Below are 19,734 nucleotides of genomic sequence, written 5' to 3' on the forward strand. Positions count from 1 at the left end.
TGAATGTCCTCGTGCTTGAGACCGGAGCCCTCGCGGGCTGTTGCGTCACCTGTGGCGGGCGGGGCGGAGGTGCGGGGCGAGCTTCTCCAGGAACTCGTCCTCGGAGTCCCGGAGGAAGAAGTGGTCGCCCGTGACTTCCTCGATGTCGACGGCTCCATCGCCGTAAGCGGCCCAGTGGGCCATCTGCTCCCTGCCGGCCTCGTGGTCGTCGGCGCCGCAGAACGCCGTGACGGGACAGCCGAGGGGAGCGGTGCGGGGCGCCCGGTAGGCGTCCAGGATCGTGTAGTCCGCCCGGATCGTCGGAAGGTAGAGCTCCATGAGCTCCTCGTTCTCCAGGAGTTCCTCCGGGGTCCCGCGCAGCTTTCGCAGCCGCTCAGTGAACTCCTCGTCCGAGAGGTCGTGCGTGCTCTCCCGTGGGGTCGCGAGATGCGGAGCGGGGCATGCCGAGACGAGGAGGCGAACGGGCGGCGGGTACCCCTGGCCCATCACATGCCGCACGAGCTCGTAGGCCAGGATCCCGCCGAAGCTGTGGCCGAACACGGCGTAAGGAGCCCGACGCGCTTCGTCCATCGCACCGGCGAGGTCCTCCAGGAGCACGGACAGCCGGGACTGCGGGGGCTGGGACCACCGGGAGCCCCGGCCGGGGAGCTCCAGCGGTACCACGTTTACCGTGCCGGGCAGCTTGGCGCGCCAGGGGTCGTAGATCCGTGCCGATGCCCCGGCGTAGGGAAGGCAGTAGAGCGTCAGGGCCTGTGGACCGGACGGGGCGGGGGTCTCGGCCGGGAACGGGACGTCGAGGCCGACGAGGCCGGCGACGGTGGGATGGTCGTGCAGCTGCCTCAGCGGCACACGGTGGCCGAGCTCCGCGGAAAGCCTGCGCTGGAGCTCCACGACCAGGATCGAATTCCCCCCGGCATCGAAGAAGTTCTCGTCGTCGGAGGCTGGTTCGGCTTCGAGCGTGGCGCGCCAGGCCCTGAGGACCGCTGCGCGGCGCTCGCTCACATCAGTCTTCATGTCGTGCGGCTTTCCAGGAAGTCGGGGCGGGCCAGGGCGTTCCGGTCGACCTTCCCCGAGGTGTTCCTCGGGAGCGACCGCACCACGTGGACCTTGCCGGGGCAGTAGGCGGCGGGCAGCCGGGTGCGCGTCCACGCGCTCACCTCAGCGGCCGTCAGGTCGCCGGCGGACACCACGTAGGCGGCGATCAGGGCGCGCTCGGCCCGGTCGGGATCGCGCACGAGGGCCACGGCTTCCGTGATCTCCACGTGCTCCTCCAGTACGGATTCCACCTCACCGAGTTCGATGCGGTGGCCGCGGAGCTTGATCTGTCCGTCAGCCCGCCCCAGATACTGGAACGAGCCGTCCGGAGCCGGGCGGGCGCGGTCCCCGGTGCGGTAGGTGCGCCGCGAGCCCTCGGGCGTGTCCCGGACGGAGAAGCACTCGGCGGTCAGATCGGCCCGGCCGTGATAGCCGCTCGCCAGGTGATCACCGTAGAGGATGATCTCCCCTTGATCCAGGTACCAGCCCATACCCCTCAGGGGCTGTCCCAGGGAGAGGGCGTCGGGGCTCTCGATCCGCGCGGCGGTGGCCCAGATGGTCGCTTCGGTCGGCCCGTAGAGGTTCCAGAGCTCCGTGCTCCGGCCGAGCAGCGACTCGGCGAGGGTCGCGGTGAGCGGCTCACCGCCGCACCAGACGCGGAAGCGGTGGGCGGCGGCGGTCCCGCCGCCCGCCAGGAACAGCCGCCAGAAGCTCGGCGTCGCCTGGACCACATCGGGCTTGTGGAGGCGGGTGAACTCCTCGAAGAGCTCGGGGTCGGCCCGCACCTCGCCCGGTACGACGACGAACCTGGCTCCGACGATCAGCGGCACCAGCATCTCGGCCAGCGAGATGTCGAAGGACAGGGCCGTCATCGCCAGCATGGTCTCGCCCGCCCGCAGGCCCGGTACCTCCGCGAGCGCCTGGAGACACGAGGCCAGTGCGGAAGGGGGGACGACGACGCCCTTGGGGCGCCCGCTCGAACCCGACGTGTACATCACATAGGCCGCATCGCCCGGGACGCGGTCGTCCGGGGCCTCCGCGCCCTCGCGGTCGAGGTGCTCGACCGTGAACACGCCTTCCTCCGCCGACCGGAGCACCGCGACGGGACGGGCGTCCTCCAGCACGAACGCGCGGTGGGCCGCCGGGCTGTCGAGGTTCAGGGGGACGAGCGCGCAGCCGACTCGGGCGCCCGCGAGCAGGGCCACCGCCCCGCTCACCGGGCTGGCGGTCTCCACCGCCAGCCAGGACCCCGCCGGCACCGTCTCGCGGAGGGCGGCGGCGAGGACGTCGACGCTCCGCACGAGGTCCCGGTAGGTGTGCGGGCGCTCGCCGACGGCGGCCTGCGCGTCAGGAGTGCGCCGGGCCTGCTCGCTCACCAGATCCCACACCGTGGTCATCGCTCAGCCCTCCTTGATCCGGAGCTGCTCGGCCACGCACTCGACGAAGTCCGAGAAGACCGAACGGGTGAACATCACCTCGAGTGCCAGGGGGATCCCGAACTCCTTGCGGGTCATGGCCAGGACCCGGGCCGCCTTGAGGGAGTGGCCGCCGATCAGGAAGAAGTCGTCATCGGCTGCGGGAGTGCGGCCGAGGACCTCGGACCAGATCCCGGTGACCCGTTCCGCCGTGCTCGCGCCGGCCCCGGCCTCCGCGCCCGTCCGGTCCGTGGTCCCGGACCCCGGGTTCGACGGCGCACCGGGCCCCACCAGTTCCAGGAGACGGCCGCGGTCGATCTTCCCGTTGGCGTTGAGGGGGATGCCGTCCAGCCTGCGCAGTTCGACGGGGACCATGTAGCCGGGCAGGGACCGGGCCAGCTCGTCACGGACCGTCTCCGCCTCGGCCGTCCCGCAGTAGCAGCCGACCAGCTCGCCTCCGTCGTCGGTCTCCCGCGCGACGACCGCGGCCATGCCGACACCCGGGACGCCGAGGACGGCCTGTTCGACCTCGGCCGGCTCGACGCGGTGGCCGCGGATGCTGACCTGGAGGTCACGGCGTCCCACGAACTCCAATTCGCCGTCCGGCGTCCAGCGGCAGAGATCGCCGGAGGAGTACCAACGGCTCCCGTCCGGGCGGTGGGAGAACAGCTTCCGCGTCATCGGCTCGTCGCGCAGGTAGCCGATGGCCAGGACCTCTCCGCCGATGAGCAGCTCGCCCGGCACGGAGGATTCCTCGACGGTGCTGCCGTCGTCGGAGACGAGGAGCACCTCGGCCCCACGAATGGGACGCCCGATCACCGGCGCCCCGTGCCGCGCCGGCCGGCGGAGATCGCCGCTGGCCGTCGTCACCACGGTCGCCTCGGTCGGGCCGTAGTGGTTGAAGACCGCCGCCGGGAAGTCCGGGCGGGGGTGGACGCGCAGCTTGTCGCCGCCGGTGGTCAGGACCCTCAGCGAGCGGGGTGGCTGCGGCAGTTGGAGCAGTTGCTCCGCGAGCGGAGTACTGAGGAAGCACTGGTCGACCGCCCAGCGGTCCAGGAACTCGCACACGTTGTGGATGTCGGCGGTCGCGACCCCTTCGGGGAGCAGCAGCGTCGCCCCGCTCGCGAGCGCCGACCACGTCTCCCACACGGTGGCGTCGAAGCCCAGGCCCGCGAAGGCGCCGACGCGGTGCTCCGGTCCCGTCCCGTAGGTCTCCCGATGCCATGCGGTCAGGTTCGCGAGGCTCGCGTGGCCGACCTCGATCCCCTTGGGCGTCCCCGTCGAGCCCGAGGTGTAGATCACGTACGCCGCGTCCGGATCGAGCGCCTCCGGCTCCTGCGGGCCGGCGGCCGACGGTTCCACCGCGATGGCCGCGGGTGCGGTCCCGCCGGGTGACAGGACGGCGAAGGGACGGGCGTCGCCGAGGATCGCCCGGTGGCGTGCCTCGGGCAGGGCCAGGTCCAGGGGAAGGTAGGCCGTTCCCGCCCGCCAGGCACCGAGCTGGGCGACGAGACCGCCCGCCCCGCGGGGGAACCGGGTCGCGACCAGGGCCCCGGAGCGGAAGCCCGGCAGGGCGGACAGCCGCCCGGCCACCTCCCCGGCGGCCTCCCACAGCTGTCGGTACGTCAGCCGCGCTGTCACGGCACGCGTGTCGGCGACCATGACGGCCAGGTGGTCGGGAGCGAGCTCCGCTCTCTGCTGCAGCCACTGCGGCACGGTGGCCGGGGCGGATTTCGCGATCACAGTCTCTCCTGTTCGACGGCTTGCGGGGGCGTTCGTCCGGGTCCGGTACCGGCGTCAGCGACGCACGCGCAGCCAGAGGTGTTCCAGCACGGTCACGCCGTAGTGCGGGCGCAGGACGGGGGGTTCGGCGAGCTCGGCCTCACCGAAGCGCTCGACGAGGCCGGTCAGCGCCGCGTCGGCTTCGAGCCTGGCCAGCCCCGAGCCCAGGCAGTAGTGCGCGCCGTAGCCGAACGCGAGGTGGCGGGCGGTACGCCGCTCGGTGTCCAGGGTGTCCGGCGCCGGGAACACCTCGTCGTCACGATTGGCGACACCCAGCATGAGCAGGACCAGGTCGCCGGGCTCGATCCGGTGCCCCGCGCATTCCACGGGTGCGACGGCGACCCGGGCGACCTGCTGAACCGACGTGTCGAAGCGCAGGAGTTCGTCGATCACCGGGGTGAGGTGCTCCGTACGCGCGTCCTTCCACCGGCCGGTGTGCACGAGGGCGCGCACCGCCTTGCCGATGAAGGTCGAGGTGGTGTCGAAACCCGCGAAGACCAGCAGACTCGCCGTCGCGGCGATGTCCGGTTCCTCGATCAGGCCCTCCTGGTGGGCGCGCTCCAGGACGTCGAGGGCGCTCCCGGCCGGTACCTGCGAGGAACGGAGGGTCTCCGCCACGACGCCCTCGATCTCCTGGAGGGCCTTCGTCCCCCGCTCGACGACCCGGGGAAGGTAGTCGGCCACCAGCAGGGCCGCGATGTCCAGGGCCCAGGCGGCGATCCGGGGGGCCACCTCCTGCGGGATCCCGATCACCCGGCACACGACCCGGGCGGCCAGCGGCTCCGACAGCCCGCCGACCACGTCGATCCGGTCCGGCACGCCGTCGAGGAGCTCCCCGACGGTCCGCTCGACGAAGGGCCGGAGTCCGGCCACCCGTCCGGCCGAGAACAGGGGCGCCATCAGGCCCCGCAGGAGCTGGTGGCGCGGGGCGTCGTTGAACATGAACCAGCGCCGGACGATGTCGGCGGTGCGCGGGGCACCCTCCGTCTCCGACTGCTCGCCGTGCAGTCGCGTCCTGCCGCGCTCCGGCCACGCCGAGGACAGCGCCGGACTGCGCAGCAGCTCGGACACCTCGCGGAAGCCCGTGACGATCCAGACGCCCAGGTCGTCGTCCCGCCTGATCGTCCCGGTGCCCCGGAGGGCTATGTAGTCCATGCACGGATCCACCGGCATGGCTCCCTGATCCCGCCCGTAGGGACAAGTGGGGTCCATGGTCTGCTGCCTCTGCGTGGTTGGGGGTGGGCTGGGGACTAGGCGCCTGAGGGCGTCGGCGGGGTCATCCCGTCGAGCACGCCGGCGATCACCGCTGTGGCCTCCTCGGAGGTGAACAGCTCCACGTCGCCGACGGGGAAGCGGTGCACCCGGGCGCGGCCGGTGTGCTCCCAGGCCGCGGCCTCGCTGAGGAGGACGTGGTCGGGTCCGTCCCGCAGGACGCCACCGTGGGTGCCCGCGGCCAGGGTGTAGCTCAGCCAGGCGCGCTGGTGCGCGGTGAGCGAGTCGGCGATGTCGGACGGCAGGTCCGGGGCACACCGTTCGACGACCGAGCGCAGGAAGTCACTGATCACGGCCAGTGCCTCCGCGGGGCCGTGGCCCAGGATGTCCGGCACATCTCCCGGGAGGAGGTCCTCGTCCATGCCCGTGGCGAGTTCGACCAGCAGTTCCTGGGCCTCTTCCGCCGTGGGGGCGGCCGGGTCGACCAGCACCAGGGTGGTGTCCGCCCCCATCCTCGCCGCCAGCGCGGACGCGACCGGGGCTCCGGAGCAGTAGCCCAGCACCACGGCCGGGCCCGGCTCCGGGCCTAGCCGGCGTGCCCAGTACTCGGCCTGCTCCTCGACGGTGCGCACGGTCCGCGGGATGTCCGGGTGGGTGAGCAGGTCGATGCGCTGGTAGCCCTCCCGCCAGGGCGGTGGGAGCAGCGTCGCGAAGGAGCGGGGCGGGGTCTCCTTCCCGAACTCGACCCCCACGACGCGGTACTGGTGTGCAGGCAAGGCATTACCTTTCTGGTGCTTCGACGCGCCTCGGATGATCGGTCAGGCCCTCGGCACGACCGGCAGGACCACCCGGGACGGGTGGCGCGCGCCGCGGTGGACCGTGACGACGGGGGCGGGGGTGATCTCCTCCACCCGCGCGTTGTCCCGGTCGCAGCAGGTGATGCTGACGCGCAGCCGCCTGCCCGCCGAGAAGGCGTAGGACGTGGGGTGCAGGTCGATGACCAGTTCGACGGGCTCACCCGGGGGCAGCGGCGCGAGCGCGTCCCGCGTCCCCGGCTGGTAGGGCAGCCCCATCCTGTCGAAGGGGGCCGGACCACTCCCCCGGTACGAGGCCCGCAGGACGCCCTCGGTCACGTAGTGGGACTCCCCCTGCTCGTCCACCTCGCTGAGGTGGACGAAGAAGGCACCGTCCGAATGGGTCGAGGTCACCCACAGATGCACGAGGGGGTGGCCCGTCACCTCCAGGTCCTCGGACTGCACCGCCGACGTGTAGGTCAGGGCCTTGCGGTCGTTCGGGGTGAGGTCGTAGTGGAACCCGCCCGCGTACCCGTCCGACCAGCGGGTGGTGCGGCCGGAGGTCGTGGAGTAGTCGACCGTGTACGCGTCCCCGTCATCCTCGGCCGGCGTCCCGGTCCCCGCCAGCACACCGTCGTTGACGGACCGGATGGTGCCGCTGGGCCCGCCGCCGAAGCACAGCTCCTTGGGGCGCGCGGCCGACGGCGGCCAGGTGTCGGCCGTCTTCCATCCGGTCGCGGCCCCGGCGCCCATGGTGAAGTACCGCACCGGCGGCTCGGCCATGACCCCGTTGTCGACGCCCTTGAGCCAGTGGTCGTACCAGCGGAGGTGTTCGCGGGCCAGGTCCTCGTTCTTCCAGTTGTTGTGGCTCCACGGACCGATCACCATGCGCTGCGGGTTGTCCAGGTTGCGGAACCACAGGGTGGTGTCGCGCGCCCAGATGTCGTGCCAGCCGCCCAGGTGGCACACCGGGATGCCCGACGCGCTCACCGCGTCAAGCGCGGTCGCCGGACTGACGTCCCGGTAGGGAGCCAGGCCGGTGACCGGCTCGACGCTGTCGCGGAACTCCAGCGCCGCCGCCTGGCCGAAGACGTCCGCGTTCTCCTGGTGGCCCGCCAGGTAGCCCGCCGGCCCCTCCGGGCCCTCGCCGGTACCGGCGGCCCCTGCTCGGGTGTCCAGCCCACGCACCAGGTCGCTCCAGTTGCGGGCGAAGTCGTCGCGGAAGACACCGCCCGGACGGAGGAACTCGTACAGGTCGAACATCGCCATCTGCGGCAGGATCGCCGTGAGGTGGGGCGGTGCCGTGGCCGCCGCCAGGAGCTGGTTGATCCCCGAGTAGGAAAGGCCGTACATGCCGACGCGGCCACTCGACCAGGGCCGGGCCGCGATCCACTCGGTCACCTCGAAGGCGTCCTCCGCCTCCTCGTGGCTGAACTCGATCCGCCGGGTCCCCTCGGAGGCGCCGCTGCCGCGCGAGTCGACGACGACGACCACGTACTCGTTCCGCAGCATCTCCTTGAGCCAGGGCTGGGAGTCGAGTTTGGTGAGCACACCGCCCTCCACCGTCTCGGCCCGCCGGTACCGTTCGTGGCACCAGAGCACCGGCAGGGGCTCCTCGACGACCGCGCCCCGGCGCCGGGGCCGGAACACGTCGGCGGCCAGGCGGACGCCGTCACGCATCGTGATCCGTACCGTCGAGCGTTCCGCGATGTCGGCGTCCGCCAGGAAGGCCACGATCTCGCCCTTGTGGGCGACCAGTTCGGCACGGATCGCGTCCGTCATCACCCCGGCCGGTGCGTCGAAGCGCAGTCTCCCCTCCTCCGCCCACAGAACGATGTTCAGCGAGCGCATCTCCAGCAGGAGGTCGACCACGCCTCGTGCGGTTGCCGTCACAGCTCGCCCACCTCGCGCTCGCCGCCGGTGTCGACGGCCGCCACCTGGGACCCGAGCGCCCAGCGCAGGGATTCGAGGTAGGCGGCGAGCCCGGCGACCGTCGGGCTGTCGACGACGGCACGCACCGGGATGTCCAGGGCGAGCTCCTTGCGGAGGGCGTTGACGACGGAGAGCAGGGAGAAGGAATCGCCCCCGATCTCGAAGAAGTCGGCTTCGACGCTGCGGACGTCCTGTCGCAGGACCTCCGTCCACACCGCCGCGACCAGGTGCTCCATCGCGGTGGACGGCGGCACGGCCGTGGGTCGCGGCGGGGCCGGTGCCGCGGCGGGCCGCGGCAGCCGGGAGCGGTCGACCTTGCCCGTCGCCGAGGAGGGTATCGACTCCAGCCGGACGAAGACCGAGGGCTGCATGACGATGGGCAGCTTCGGAGCCAGATGGGCGCGTACCGAAGCCTCGTCGAAGGGCGCTCCGGGGGCGGACTCCAGATAGGCGACGAGACGCTGATCGGGCTCCAGTACGACGACCGCGTTCGCGACGTCGGGATGGGCGCGCAGCACCGACTCGATCTCCTCCAGTTCGACGCGCACACCGCGGATCTTCACCTGGCTGTCGACACGTCCGAGGAACTCCATCTCCCCGTTCGGCAGCCACCTCACGAGGTCGCCGGTGCGGTACAGCCGGCGCCCGGGGTTCGCGGGGTCGGCGGTGAAGCGCTCAGCGGTCAGGCCGGGCAGGTTGCGGTATCCCCGTGCCACCCCGTCACCGCCGATCCACAGCTCACCCGGGACGCCGATCGGCTGGGGGTTCTCCCAGCGGTCCACAACCGCGCAGGTGGCGTTGGCGATCAGCTCGCCCAGGGGCATGGAGGTGCGCTCCAGGGGCTCGTCGCCCATCCGGCCGACCAGCGCGGCGCCTGCCGTCTCCGTCGGTCCGTACTCGTTCCAGATCTCGCAGTCCCCGGACACCACCTTCCGGGTCCGTGCGACCAGTTCGGCGTCCAGGTTCTCGCCGCCCATGGACACGTGACGCAGGGAGGGCATCGCGATGCCCGTGTCCGCGATGCCGCGCATCTGGGTCGGGGTCAGGTAGAGCATGTTGATCGCGCGCTCGTCGATGAACCGCGCCGTGGCAGCCGGGTCGGCCCGCAGCTCGCCGGGCAGCATGACGAGGCACGCACCGCTCGTCAGGGCGTGGAACATCTGCTCGACCGACCAGTCGAAGTGGTAGAAGAGGTTGTGCACCACGCGGACGCCCGGGCCGATCGGCCGGCTGTCCTGCGCCCACTGGATCCACGGCGTGATCGCCCGGTGCGGAAGGCCGACGCCCTTGGGCCGGCCGGTGGTCCCGGACGTGTACATGAGGTAGACGAGCTGCGAGGAGTCGACCTCGACGGGGGGCTGCCGAGGCGTGTCCGGCACGGTCCCGGGCTGCCCGGGCGCCTTCGCGTCCACGGTCGTCACGTCCACACCGGCGACTACCTCGGCCGGCAGCTGTTCCCGCAGCGCCGGAGTGGCGACCAGGACCTTCATACCGCTGTCGGCCACGACGTACGCCATGCGGTCGGCCGGGGCGATGGGGTCCAGCGGTACGTAGCCGGCCCCCGCCTTGATGATGCCGAGGATGCCCACCATCAGTTCCAGGGAGGGCTCCGCGCACAGTCCGACGAGGTCGTCGGTGCCGATGCCGCAGCCCGCGAGCTCGGCCGCCAGCCGGTCGGCGAGGGCGTCCAGCTCCCGGTAGGTCAGCACGTCCGTACCGCTCTCCACGGCCGGCGCGTCGGGCGTCCTGCGCGCCTGCTCCTCGAAGAGGCGGTGCAGGAACAGGTCGGTGGCGTAGGGGCCGTGGGCCGAGGCCGACCACTTCGCGATCCGGCGCCGCTCCTCCTCCGGCAGGACGGTGAGTTCCGAGACCCGCTTCCCGGGGTCGGCCACGGCGTCGGCGGCCAGGACGCCCAGGTGGTCCAGGATGCGCCAGGCCGTGTCCTCGACGAAGAGGTCGCTGTCGTACTCCAAGGACACCCGGTAGGTGAACTCGGTCTCCGTCACGGCGAACACCAGGTCGAACTTGACCGCTTCGAGGCCGAGGTCCACGTCGCTCACCGTGATCCCGGGCAGGTCCGGAGCCGGGATCTCGTGCTGGAAGGCCAGCATCACGCGGAACAGACCCTGACGGGCGGACCGGTCCACGGTGACGGCGTTGACCACACGCTCGTACGGCACGTCCTGGTGGGCGTACGCGGCCAGGGCCGTCTCACGCACCCGGTGGAGGAGCTCCGTCAGAGTCGGGTCACCGGACAGGTCACTGCGGATCGCGAGCGTGTTCAGGAAGCATCCGAGCATCCCTTCCAGCTCGGGCAGATCGCGGTTGGCGCTCGGTGTGCCGATCACGATGTCGCTCTGACCGCTGTACCTGTGCATCAGGACGTTGAGCAGCGTGAGCAGCGTCATGAAGGGTGTGCTGTCGTGTTCCCTGGACAGCTCCCGAAGGCGGCGCGAGACCGCCCGGGGCAGCTCGACCGTCACCGAGGCGCCCCGTCCGGAGGAGGTGTCCCGGTAGGGCATGTCGGTGGGCAGGTCGAGGACCGGCAGCGGTGCCCGCAACTGCTCCTTCCAGTACTCCAGCTGGTCGTCCACGGTGGCGTCGCCGATGGTGCGGCGCTGCCACGCGGCGTAGTCCGCGTACTGCACCGACGGCTGCCGCGCCCCGGCGGACGGGTCGCCCTTCCGCGCGTACAGGCTGAGCAGCTCGGACACGGCGAGCTCGAAGGAGCGGACGTCCGTGATGATGTGGTGCAGGTTGATCAGGAGGACGTGCCAGTCCTCCTCCAGCCGGTAGAGCTCCACCCGGAGCAGTGGACCGCGCTCGATGTCGAAGGGATGCCGGGCGGACGCGGCCAGCCGGTCCAGGAGGATCTGCTCGCGCCGGTCCGCCGGCTCCGGGCTCAGGTCGATGGTGTGCAGGGCCACGTCCGAGTCGGGTGCCACGACCTGCTGGGGCACACCGTCCACGGCGCGGATGGTGGTACGGAAGACCTCGTGCCGCTCCACCAGCGCCCGGACGGCTGCTTCCAGGGCCGCCACGTCGAGCGGCCCCTCGATCTCGATGGCCGAGGGGATGCTGTACCGGGGGCTGGGCCCCTGGATGTGCTCCTCCACCCACATGCGCTGCTGCACGAAGGACGTCGGGGCGTGAAACACCCCATCGGCCCGCTGCTCCAGGGGCTCGATGGTCGGCGCGGCGGCGGAGACCGGCGTCCCGAGGGCTTCGACGGCCGCGGCGAGTTCACCCACCGTCTGGTGCTCGAAGAGGACGGAGAGGGGGATCTGGATGCCAAGATCGTCGCGGAGCCTGCTGATCACCCGGGCTCCCTGGAGCGAGTTCCCGCCCAGTGCGAAGAAGTTGGCGTCCGTCTCCGGGGTTCCGGTCCGCAGGACAGCGGCCCACGTCGCCGAGACGACATCCACCACGGAGGCGACTGGCCGGCCGTCGTTCGGTTCGGCCCCGGTCTGCAGAGTCATGTCGTTCCACCAAGTTCCATCAGTCAGGAAGGCACGGAAAGCTGCATTGCGAGGGCTCGCCAGGGCAATGCGCACAAGAGGGACGGGCGGCCCGCGGAGGATCCACGGACCCCGTGGCGTCAGCCGACGCGCGCGGCAGCGGCCTGGCCGAGCCCCGCGACCACCGCGGCGATCACGGCCTCGCGGGCCGAGTTCACGAAGAAATGGCCGCCCGGGAACATGCGCAGGTCGAACTGGTTGTTCGTCAGTTCGCCCCACCGCTCCAGAACCGACGGGGCGGCGTTGTCCTCCGTACCGCCGAACGCGGTGACCGGACAGCCGAGCGGCGCGCCGCCGGTGAACGTGTGGGTCTCGATGACGGCGAGGTCCGCACGGACCACGGGAAGGAGCAGCGCCATCAGCTCACGGTCCGCCAGTACGGCCTCGGGGGTGGCCCGCCAGCTGCGGAGCAGCTCGACGAGTTCCGCGTCGGACCGCTGGTGCAGCGGCGGATTTGCCGCCTCCATCGCCTGGGGAGGCACCCGGCCCGACACGAAGAGCCACTCCAGCGATCCTGATTCCAGGCGGCCCAGGGTGCGCGCCAGCTCCAGCGCGACGACCGCTCCCATGCTGTGCCCGAAGAAGGCGAACGGGCGGTCGAGCCGAGGGATGATCGCCGGCACCAGCGTGTTGAGGACGTCGCTCATGCGCTGGAAGGGAGGCGTGCCGATGCGGTCCTCGCGCCCAGGCAGCTGGATCGCCCACGGCTCGACTTCGTCGGGAAGCGCGGCGGCCCACCCGCGGAACACTGAGATGCCACCGCCGGCATAGGGAAAGCAGAACAGCCTCTGGGTGGCGTGGGGGCGGCTGACGAGCGGCCTGACCAGCTCGCTCACGAGGTCGCCCCGTCGGCCATCTGCCGGCGCAGGGTCAAGGGCCTCAGATCGGTCCATGTCTCGTCCACATACGCGAGGCACTCGCCCTTCCCACCCCGTTTGCCGACTTCCCGCCAGCCCTCGGGCAGTGCCAAGGCCGTCCGCCAGATCGAGTACTGCTCCTCGGCGTTCACCAGCACGGTGTACTCGTCCTCGTCGTGCTCGTCCATCTGTCACTTCCTTCTGGACCGACCCGGATCCCACCGGGCATCGAACTCATGTCTGCAAACGCGCTGCGCCGCACAAGGGCCCGCTCCTCAGCGGCGCGGGCGCGACAATCGCAGGCCGCCCGGCCTACGGCCTCCCGCCGATGTCGTCCGCGTCGCCTTCCGTGCTTCCCTCAGCGGCTCCGCGAGGGATTCCAGGCTCACCTGCGCATCGCGCGCGGCCTCGCTCAGGGCTGCGAGGAAGGTCGCCTGGATGTCGACGATCTCGCTCTTCGACAGCCGGCTGGAGTTGTAGTTGAAGCGCAGGCTGAGACCGTCCCCGCTCGGCTTCCCGTACAGACAGACGTCGAGTTGCGAGGTCTGGTACGCGGGCGGCAGGAAGTCGGTGAACTGGAACGCACTGGAGAACACCGGGTTCTGCCCCGGACGAGCGGGGACGGCGAGCCGCTCCAGGAGACGGGCGAAGGGGTACCGGCTGTTCGCGTACGAAGCCACGCTTTTGCGCTGGGCGCGCCGGACCACGTCGCCGAACGAGTCGGAGGCGGTCAGCCCGATGCGGACGGACAGCGGGTTCACGAACGCGCCGACCATCCCCTCCATCTCCTTGGTGTCCCGGCCCGAGAACGGAACGCACATCACGATGTCCTCATCGGAACCGATGTCGTGCAGCGCGACCACGAATGCACTGAGGAGCACCACGTGGACGGTCGCGTCGAGCCCCCTGGCCAGTTCGGCCACGGCGGTCGCCAGGTCCGGGCCGATCTCGAAGTCCAGCGTGTCGTTGACGACTTCCACCGAGTGCGCGTCGTGGTCCCCGATCCTCAACCGAGGCAGGGGCCCCTTGAGCTCGTCGGTCCAGTAGGCCTCCATCGCCGCGCTCTCCGGGCCCGACAGCCACTTCTGGCGGTCTTGGACGAAGCCGCTGAACGACATGGTCAGCGGTTCCAGTTCGGGCGTCCGCTGCTCCACCCGGGCGCGGTAGGCCACCAGCAGCTCACGGAGCAGGTTCCCCATGCTGGTCCCGTCGGCCACGATGTGGTGCACGTTCAGGTAGGCGCAGTAGTGGTTCTCCGCCAGCTTGTAGAGCTTCGCACGCACGGGCGGCACCGAGAGGTCGTCGAAGGGGACCGCGTTGTCGGCCTGGATGAGGAGTGTGCTCTCCTCCTCCGGGTCGTCCGCTCCGGTCACGTCCACCAAGGGCACGTCAAGGTCGTGCCGGGGCAACACCCGCTGGCGCGGACCGTGCTCGGTGTCCTGGAGGGACAGGCGCAGGGCGTCGTGACGCTCGACCAGGAACCCGACGGCTTCGCGGAAGGCGGTGACGTCCACCGCCTCGTGGACGTAGTGCCACACCGGGAGGTTCAAATCGGCCCGGTCTTCGCCGAGCTGGTGCTGCAGCCACATCCCCTGCTGGCCGTTCCATAGTTCGAACCACGTCTCGTCAGCGGGGTCCTGCCCCGTCGGAGGCACGGCCACGGAGTCCTCCGCCGGCTCCTCCCCGACGGCAGCCTCCTCCGGAGCCAGGTACGCGGCGAGGTCCGCGACGGTCAGGTGGGCGAACAGGTCGGCGATCGTCAGTTTGACACCGAGCGCCTTCTGTAGGCTGTTGGCCAGTCTCAGGGCAAGCAGCGAGTCCCCGCCCAGGTCGAACAGGCTGGCGAAGACGTTGATGTCGGAGATGCCGAACTCGGCCGCCCACAGGCCCGCCAGGGTGCGTTCGAGCTCCGTGTACCCGCCGTCCGCGCGTCCCGTGAGCCGCACGGACACCGTGCCCGGCGTCGGGGACACGGCGGGACCGGCAGCCGAGGAGCGGGCGGACACCGTTCGCTGGATGGACTCGGCGAGTCGCAAGGGCGCCGTCGCCATCCGTGCCCGCAGTGCCGCGGGATCGAGGGAACCCAGCATGCCGTAGTTGATCTCGCCGACGATCACCTGCGTGTACGACCCCCGCAGGATCGCCTCGTAGCTGGCGATGCCCTCCTCGACCCCGACGGACCGGAAAAACCCCTGATCCTGCCGGACGCCGTGGTCCGCGGCCATGCCCGTGCCGATCCAGTCGGTCCAATTCACCGTGAAGGTGCGCAGGCCCGCCTTGTTCCGCCATGCGGCGAATCCGTCGAGGTACTGGTTGGCCGCGGTGTAGTCGCTCTGGCCGGCGGAACCGAACAGCGCCGTGGTGGAGCTGAACAGCACCATCACGGGCCGATCGGCCAGGGTCGCCTCGTGGAGCGCCACCGCACCGTCCGCCTTGGGGGCAAGTGTGGCGCGGAAGGTCTGTGCCGACTTGCGCAGGAGGAAGCCGTCGCCGGCGGTTCCCGCCGCGTGGACCACGTGGGTGACGGCGCCGAGCTCGGCCCTCACGGCCGCGACGACACGTGCCATGTCCTGCGCGTCCGCGACGTCGCCCTGGAGGCACACGACGCGGGTGCCCCGCGCTTCCATCTCCTGGATCAGCCCGATCCGGGCGGCGGTCCTGCCTCCCCCGCTCAGGACCTCGTCCCATTCGGCGCGTGCGGGGATCGCGCTCCTGCCGACCAGCGCGATCCCCGCCCTGGGCCGCCGCAGGCTGATCGACCGGGCCACTTCCAACCCAAGACCGCCCATGCCTCCGGTGATCAGGTGCACTTCACCGGCGGACGCCTCGTGCTCCGGGGCGGCCTCGGCCAGATCCACCGCATCCAGTTCCGCGGCGTAGCGGCCCGTCCCCCGGAGGGCGATCTGGCCGAGCGGGTCGGAGCAGAGGATCTCCTCGATCCATGCCGCGGGCGCCAGGTCGTCACCCACGTCCACGCATCGGCAGCTGATCTCCTGGTGCTCCTGGCCGATGACTTTGGCGAGTCCGAAGAGCGCGGAGTGGGCGGGGACGAGACGGGGCTCGTCCCCGGTGACGTGGTGCACATGCTGGGCGACGACCGTGATCCGATGGGTACCGGCGCCCGCCCCGGCCAGGGCACGGGCAAGTTCGAGCAACCCCACGACGCCCTCGTCGAGCAGCCTCTCCTGCCCCTCTGTGCCGTCGCCGTCCGCCGCGTCCCCGGCCACGTAGACGATCTCCGACGGCAGGGGATCCGGCCAGGAAGCCCAGTCCGTTCCCGCGGGGGCCGTCGCGACGGTGACGCCGGCCGCGCGCAGTCCTGCCGCCGTCGCTTCGAGCAGTGCCGACCCGGCACCGACGACCAGGGCCGTGCGGACGTCGCGACGTCCCTCCTGCCCGCGGTCCGCACGCACCCAGTTCAGCGTGTGGTGCACGACCGAACCCCGGGCACTGTCGATGGTCCGTCGCGGGCTGTTGACCCGCTTCGCGGTGAACCCCTTGATCTCCAGGACGACGGCACCGGCAGGGTCGTGGACCATCACGTCGACCTTGCGGATCTCGCCGCTCTGCTGGAAGCGAGGGTCCGGTTCGATCACGCTGACGCACGAGGCCGGCATCGGGCCGTGCACCACCAGCCGGTCGTAGGCCAGCGGCAGGTAGAAGTCCCCGTTCGCCTCGCGCTGCTCGTCCTCCCCGTCGAACATGGCCCACCGGTGGAATCCGGTGGCGAGGTCCAGCAGCGCGGGGTGCAGCACGTAGTCGGCCGTCTCCTCCCGGAAGCGGGTGGGCAGGGCCATCGATCCCAGGGCGCACCGGACACCCACGTCCACCGTGCGCAGGCTCTCCTGCCAGCGGCTGCCGAACTCCATCACGCGGTGTCCGGCCTGGAGGGAGGCACCGTCCATGGTGGCGAGCCCGCAGCGGGCGGCGAACTCCGCGGGATCCGTGCCTGCGGGCGCCGACTGTGGGTCCGCGGCCACCCGGCCCCGTACGTGCAGGGTCCACTGCCGGCCCACGGCCGCGTCCGGGTCGTGGCTCACGACCCGGAACTCGGCTCCGCCCTCCTCGCCGGCCCGCACGATCGTGTGCGCCACGCGCGGCCGGTCCGCCGTCACCAGGAGCGGCACCTGGAACTCGACGTCGCTGACCACGGTCACCGGCGTGCCGAAGAGCGCCGATCCTGCCGCGCGGGCCATCTCCAGATAGGTCGTACCCGGGACGATCGCCTCCGCAAGCATCCGGTGCTCGCTGAGCACCCAGTGCCGTTCGAGGTCGAACTCGGTACGGAACACGACCTCGTCGACCGTGTGGAGCAGCAGTTCGTCCAGCAGTGCGTGGGGGGCGGGGCCGGCCGGGGCGGCCAGCACCGAGGTGGGCGCGGGGTCGAGCCAGTACCGACGGCGTTCGAAGGGGTAAGTGGGCAGGGCCACCCGCCCGGGGTTTTCCTCGCGGTGGTACGCGGACCAGTCCGGGGCCACGCCCGCCTGCCACAGCAGCCCGAGGGCCCGCTGTACGGATGCCAGCTGCCCGCGGACGTCACGGGCGTGCGGCAGGGATCCCACGACCACGCGGGCCTCGCCCTCGGCGAGCTGGCGCGTGACGAGGCTGCGCAGCGTCTGGCCCGGGCCGACCTCGAGGAACACCAGGCGGTCGTCGGCCGCCAGGGTCTCGATCCCCTTGGCGAACTCGACGGTGGAGAGTACGTGGGCCCCCCAGTAGGCGGGGTCGGTCGCCTCTTCGTCAGTGATCCAGTCTCCGGTGACGTTGGAGACGAAGGGGAGGTGCGGGGCGGTCAGGGAGAGCTCCGAGACCGCCTTGACGAACTCCTCGACCATGGGGGCCATCAGCGGGGTGTGGAAGGCGTGCGAGGTCGCCACGGGCCTCGCGCCGATCCCGTCGGCTGCCAGGATGGCGGCGAATTCCGCCACCGGGCCGGCCGCTCCTGCGACCACGCAGTCGGCCGGTCCGTTGTGTGCGGCCAGGGTCAGCCCGTCGGGCAGCCGCGCTTCGACGGTACTCCGCCCGGCCGAGACGCTCAGCATGGCTCCGGGGGCCTGCTCCTGCATCAGCCTGCCCCGCAGGGCGACCAGCCGGAGGGCGTCGCCGAGTGTAAAGACCCCTGCCAGGCAGGCTGCGACGTACTCCCCGAGGCTGTGCCCGGCCATCGCGGTCGGGGTCACGCCCCACGACGACCACAGCACGGCCAGCGCGTACTCGACGGTGAAGAGAGCGGGCTGGGCGAACTCGGTCCTGGTCAGCAGTTCGGCGGCGCCCGCGTCGTCCGGCGGGCACAGCAGCAGGTCCCGCACGTCCATGCCGAGCGCGTCGCGCAGCCCTTCCGCGCAGCGGTCCACAGCCGCCCGGAACTCCGTTTCCCGGTGGTAGAGTTCGCGCGCCATCCCGGGATGCTGGGAACCCTGACCGGTGAACAGCATCGCCACCTGCGCGGAGGCGCGATGTGCCGTCTCGGTCGCCAGCGCGGCGGGGTCACGGTCTTCCAGCGCCTGGGCCGCCTCCTGCGACGACGAGGCAACGACGGTCCGGCGGTGCCTGAACTCCTCGCGCCCCTGTGCCAGGGTGAAGGCCACGTCGACGAGCGCCTGCGGCTCCCGGCGCAGGTGCTCTGCCAGGCGGTCAGTCGCCCGTTCCAGCGCCTCGGGTGTACGGGCCGAGAGCACGAGGAGCTGCGAGGGACGCGCGGGCTCGGTGACCGGTCGCTCCGGTGCCTCCTCCAGGACGACGTGGGCGTTGGTGCCGCCGAACCCGAACGCGCTCACTCCCGCCCTTCGCGGTCCGTCGGGCGACTCCCACAGGGTCAGGTCGCGCTGGACCCGGAACGGCGACCGGTCGAAGTCGATCTGCGGGTTGGCCCGGTCGAAGTGCAAGGTCGGGGGGAGCATGCCGTGTCGCAGCGACAGCGTCGTCTTCAGGAGGCCCGCCATGCCCGAGGCCGCGTCCAGGTGGCCGACGTTGGACTTGACGGAGCCGATGGTGCAGTAGCCCGTGCGCTCGGTGCTCTGGAAGAACGCCCTGGTAAGTGCCTCGATCTCGATGGAGTCGCCGATCTGCGTACCGCTGCCGTGCGCTTCCACGTAGCTGATGCTGTCGGCCTCGACGCCCGCGACGTCCAGTGCCTCCAGCACGACGGAGGACTGCCCTGCCACGGCCGGGGCGGAGAAGCTCGCCTTCGTGGCACCGTCGTTGTTGACCGCCGTGCCCTTGATCACGGCGTGGACCGTGTCGTTGTCGGCCAGCGCGTCGGCGAGCCGCTTGAGGAGCACGACGCCCACGCCGTTGTTGAAGACCGTGCCCCGGCTGTCGGCGTCGAAGGGCCGGCAGTGCCCGTCCGGCGACATGATGCCGCTCTCCTGGAACCGGTACCCCTTCTGCGGGCTGACCTTGAACGCCACTCCGCCCGCGAGCGCCATACCCGATTCGTGGTTGAGCAGGCTCTGGCACGCGAGGTGGACCGCGACCAGCGAGCTGGAACAGGCGGTGTGCACGGGGATGCTCGGCCCCTGGAGGTCGAGTTTGTAGGAGACACGGGTGGTCAGGAAGCCCAGCTCGTTGCCCAGTCCCACATTGGATGCGCCGATCGCGGCACCGTCGTCGAGGTTGGCGAAGACATGGGGCAGGTAGGCGCTGGTGCCGGCCCCGCCGAACACGCCGACGGTGGTGTCGATCCGGCGCGCGCTGTACCCCGCGTTCTCCAATGCCTCCCATGCCGTCTCGAGGAAGACCCGGTGCTGCGGGTCCATGATGGTGGCCTCTCGCGGCGTGTAGCCGAAGAACTCGGCGTCGAAGAGGTCGATCCCCTCGGTGCGGGCGCCGGCCTTCACGTAGTCCGCCTGAGAGAACTCCTCGACGGGGACGCCGGCGGAGATCAGTTCGTCGTCGTCGAAGAAGCTGATGGACTCCACGCCATTGCGCAGGTTGTGCCAGAACCGGTCCAGGTCGGGGGCACCGGGGAAACGTCCGGCGACGCCGATGATGGCCACGTCGCAGCCGAATTCCTGCATCGCGCTAGCGTCTTCCACCGGCTTGCCCAATCTGTCGCAGGACCGCGCTGCTTCGCGACGCCGCACCTCGACGGGAAGGTGGCAGCGGCAACTCCTGCTCAGGGGCGGCCGCGAGGAGCGGTCGGCCGAGTACGGAGTGGAAACGGTCCGAATCAGGAAAAGAGAGAAAA

10 protein-coding genes are annotated in these 19,734 nt (G+C 71.2%); all 10 read right to left on the reverse strand.

What is annotated here, in order from left to right; translation table 11 throughout:
• Window positions 1-45 precede the first annotated feature (45 nt).
• The 10 genes from OGH68_RS05190 to OGH68_RS05235 all read right to left on the reverse strand — a co-directional run bounded on the left by OGH68_RS05190 (window position 46) and on the right by OGH68_RS05235 (window position 19,564).
• Window positions 46-1,014: an alpha/beta fold hydrolase gene (locus OGH68_RS05190; RefSeq protein WP_264242131.1), complete on the reverse strand. Its 969-nt coding sequence runs from the start codon at window positions 1,012-1,014 to the stop codon at window positions 46-48.
• Window positions 1,011-2,432 (reverse strand): AMP-binding protein, encoded by a 1,422-nt coding sequence (locus OGH68_RS05195; protein WP_264242132.1) that lies wholly within the window; start codon window positions 2,430-2,432, stop codon window positions 1,011-1,013. Before OGH68_RS05195 ends, OGH68_RS05190 begins: the two co-directional genes overlap by 4 nt.
• Before the next feature lie 3 nt (window positions 2,433-2,435).
• Window positions 2,436-4,193, reverse strand: a complete 1,758-nt coding sequence (locus tag OGH68_RS05200; RefSeq protein WP_264242133.1) for a non-ribosomal peptide synthetase — start codon at window positions 4,191-4,193, stop codon at window positions 2,436-2,438.
• A 54-nt stretch (window positions 4,194-4,247) separates the two neighbouring features.
• Window positions 4,248-5,387, reverse strand: coding sequence for a cytochrome P450 (locus tag OGH68_RS05205; RefSeq protein ID WP_264242134.1), 1,140 nt, complete (start codon window positions 5,385-5,387; stop codon window positions 4,248-4,250).
• A gap of 95 nt (window positions 5,388-5,482) precedes the next feature.
• Window positions 5,483-6,220, reverse strand: a complete 738-nt coding sequence (locus OGH68_RS05210; protein ID WP_264242135.1) for a hypothetical protein — start codon at window positions 6,218-6,220, stop codon at window positions 5,483-5,485.
• A 42-nt stretch (window positions 6,221-6,262) separates the two neighbouring features.
• Window positions 6,263-8,131 carry a CocE/NonD family hydrolase gene (locus tag OGH68_RS05215; RefSeq protein ID WP_264242136.1) on the reverse strand — a complete coding sequence of 623 codons (1,869 nt, stop codon included), beginning with the start codon at window positions 8,129-8,131 and terminating at the stop codon, window positions 6,263-6,265.
• Window positions 8,128-11,649 carry an amino acid adenylation domain-containing protein gene (locus OGH68_RS05220; protein WP_264242137.1) on the reverse strand — a complete coding sequence of 1,174 codons (3,522 nt, stop codon included), beginning with the start codon at window positions 11,647-11,649 and terminating at the stop codon, window positions 8,128-8,130. Before OGH68_RS05220 ends, OGH68_RS05215 begins: the two co-directional genes overlap by 4 nt.
• 119 nt (window positions 11,650-11,768) lie before the next feature.
• Window positions 11,769-12,524, reverse strand: a complete 756-nt coding sequence (locus OGH68_RS05225; RefSeq protein WP_264242138.1) for a thioesterase II family protein — start codon at window positions 12,522-12,524, stop codon at window positions 11,769-11,771.
• Window positions 12,521-12,733 (reverse strand): MbtH family protein, encoded by a 213-nt coding sequence (locus OGH68_RS05230; RefSeq protein WP_264242139.1) that lies wholly within the window; start codon window positions 12,731-12,733, stop codon window positions 12,521-12,523. The genes OGH68_RS05225 and OGH68_RS05230 overlap by 4 nt, the downstream gene beginning before the upstream one ends.
• An 87-nt stretch (window positions 12,734-12,820) precedes the next feature.
• Window positions 12,821-19,564 (reverse strand): type I polyketide synthase, encoded by a 6,744-nt coding sequence (locus OGH68_RS05235; protein WP_264242140.1) that lies wholly within the window; start codon window positions 19,562-19,564, stop codon window positions 12,821-12,823.
• Window positions 19,565-19,734 lie beyond the last annotated feature (170 nt).

The organism is Streptomyces peucetius (assembly GCF_025854275.1).
In the GTDB taxonomy this organism is placed as follows: domain Bacteria; phylum Actinomycetota; class Actinomycetes; order Streptomycetales; family Streptomycetaceae; genus Streptomyces; species Streptomyces peucetius_A.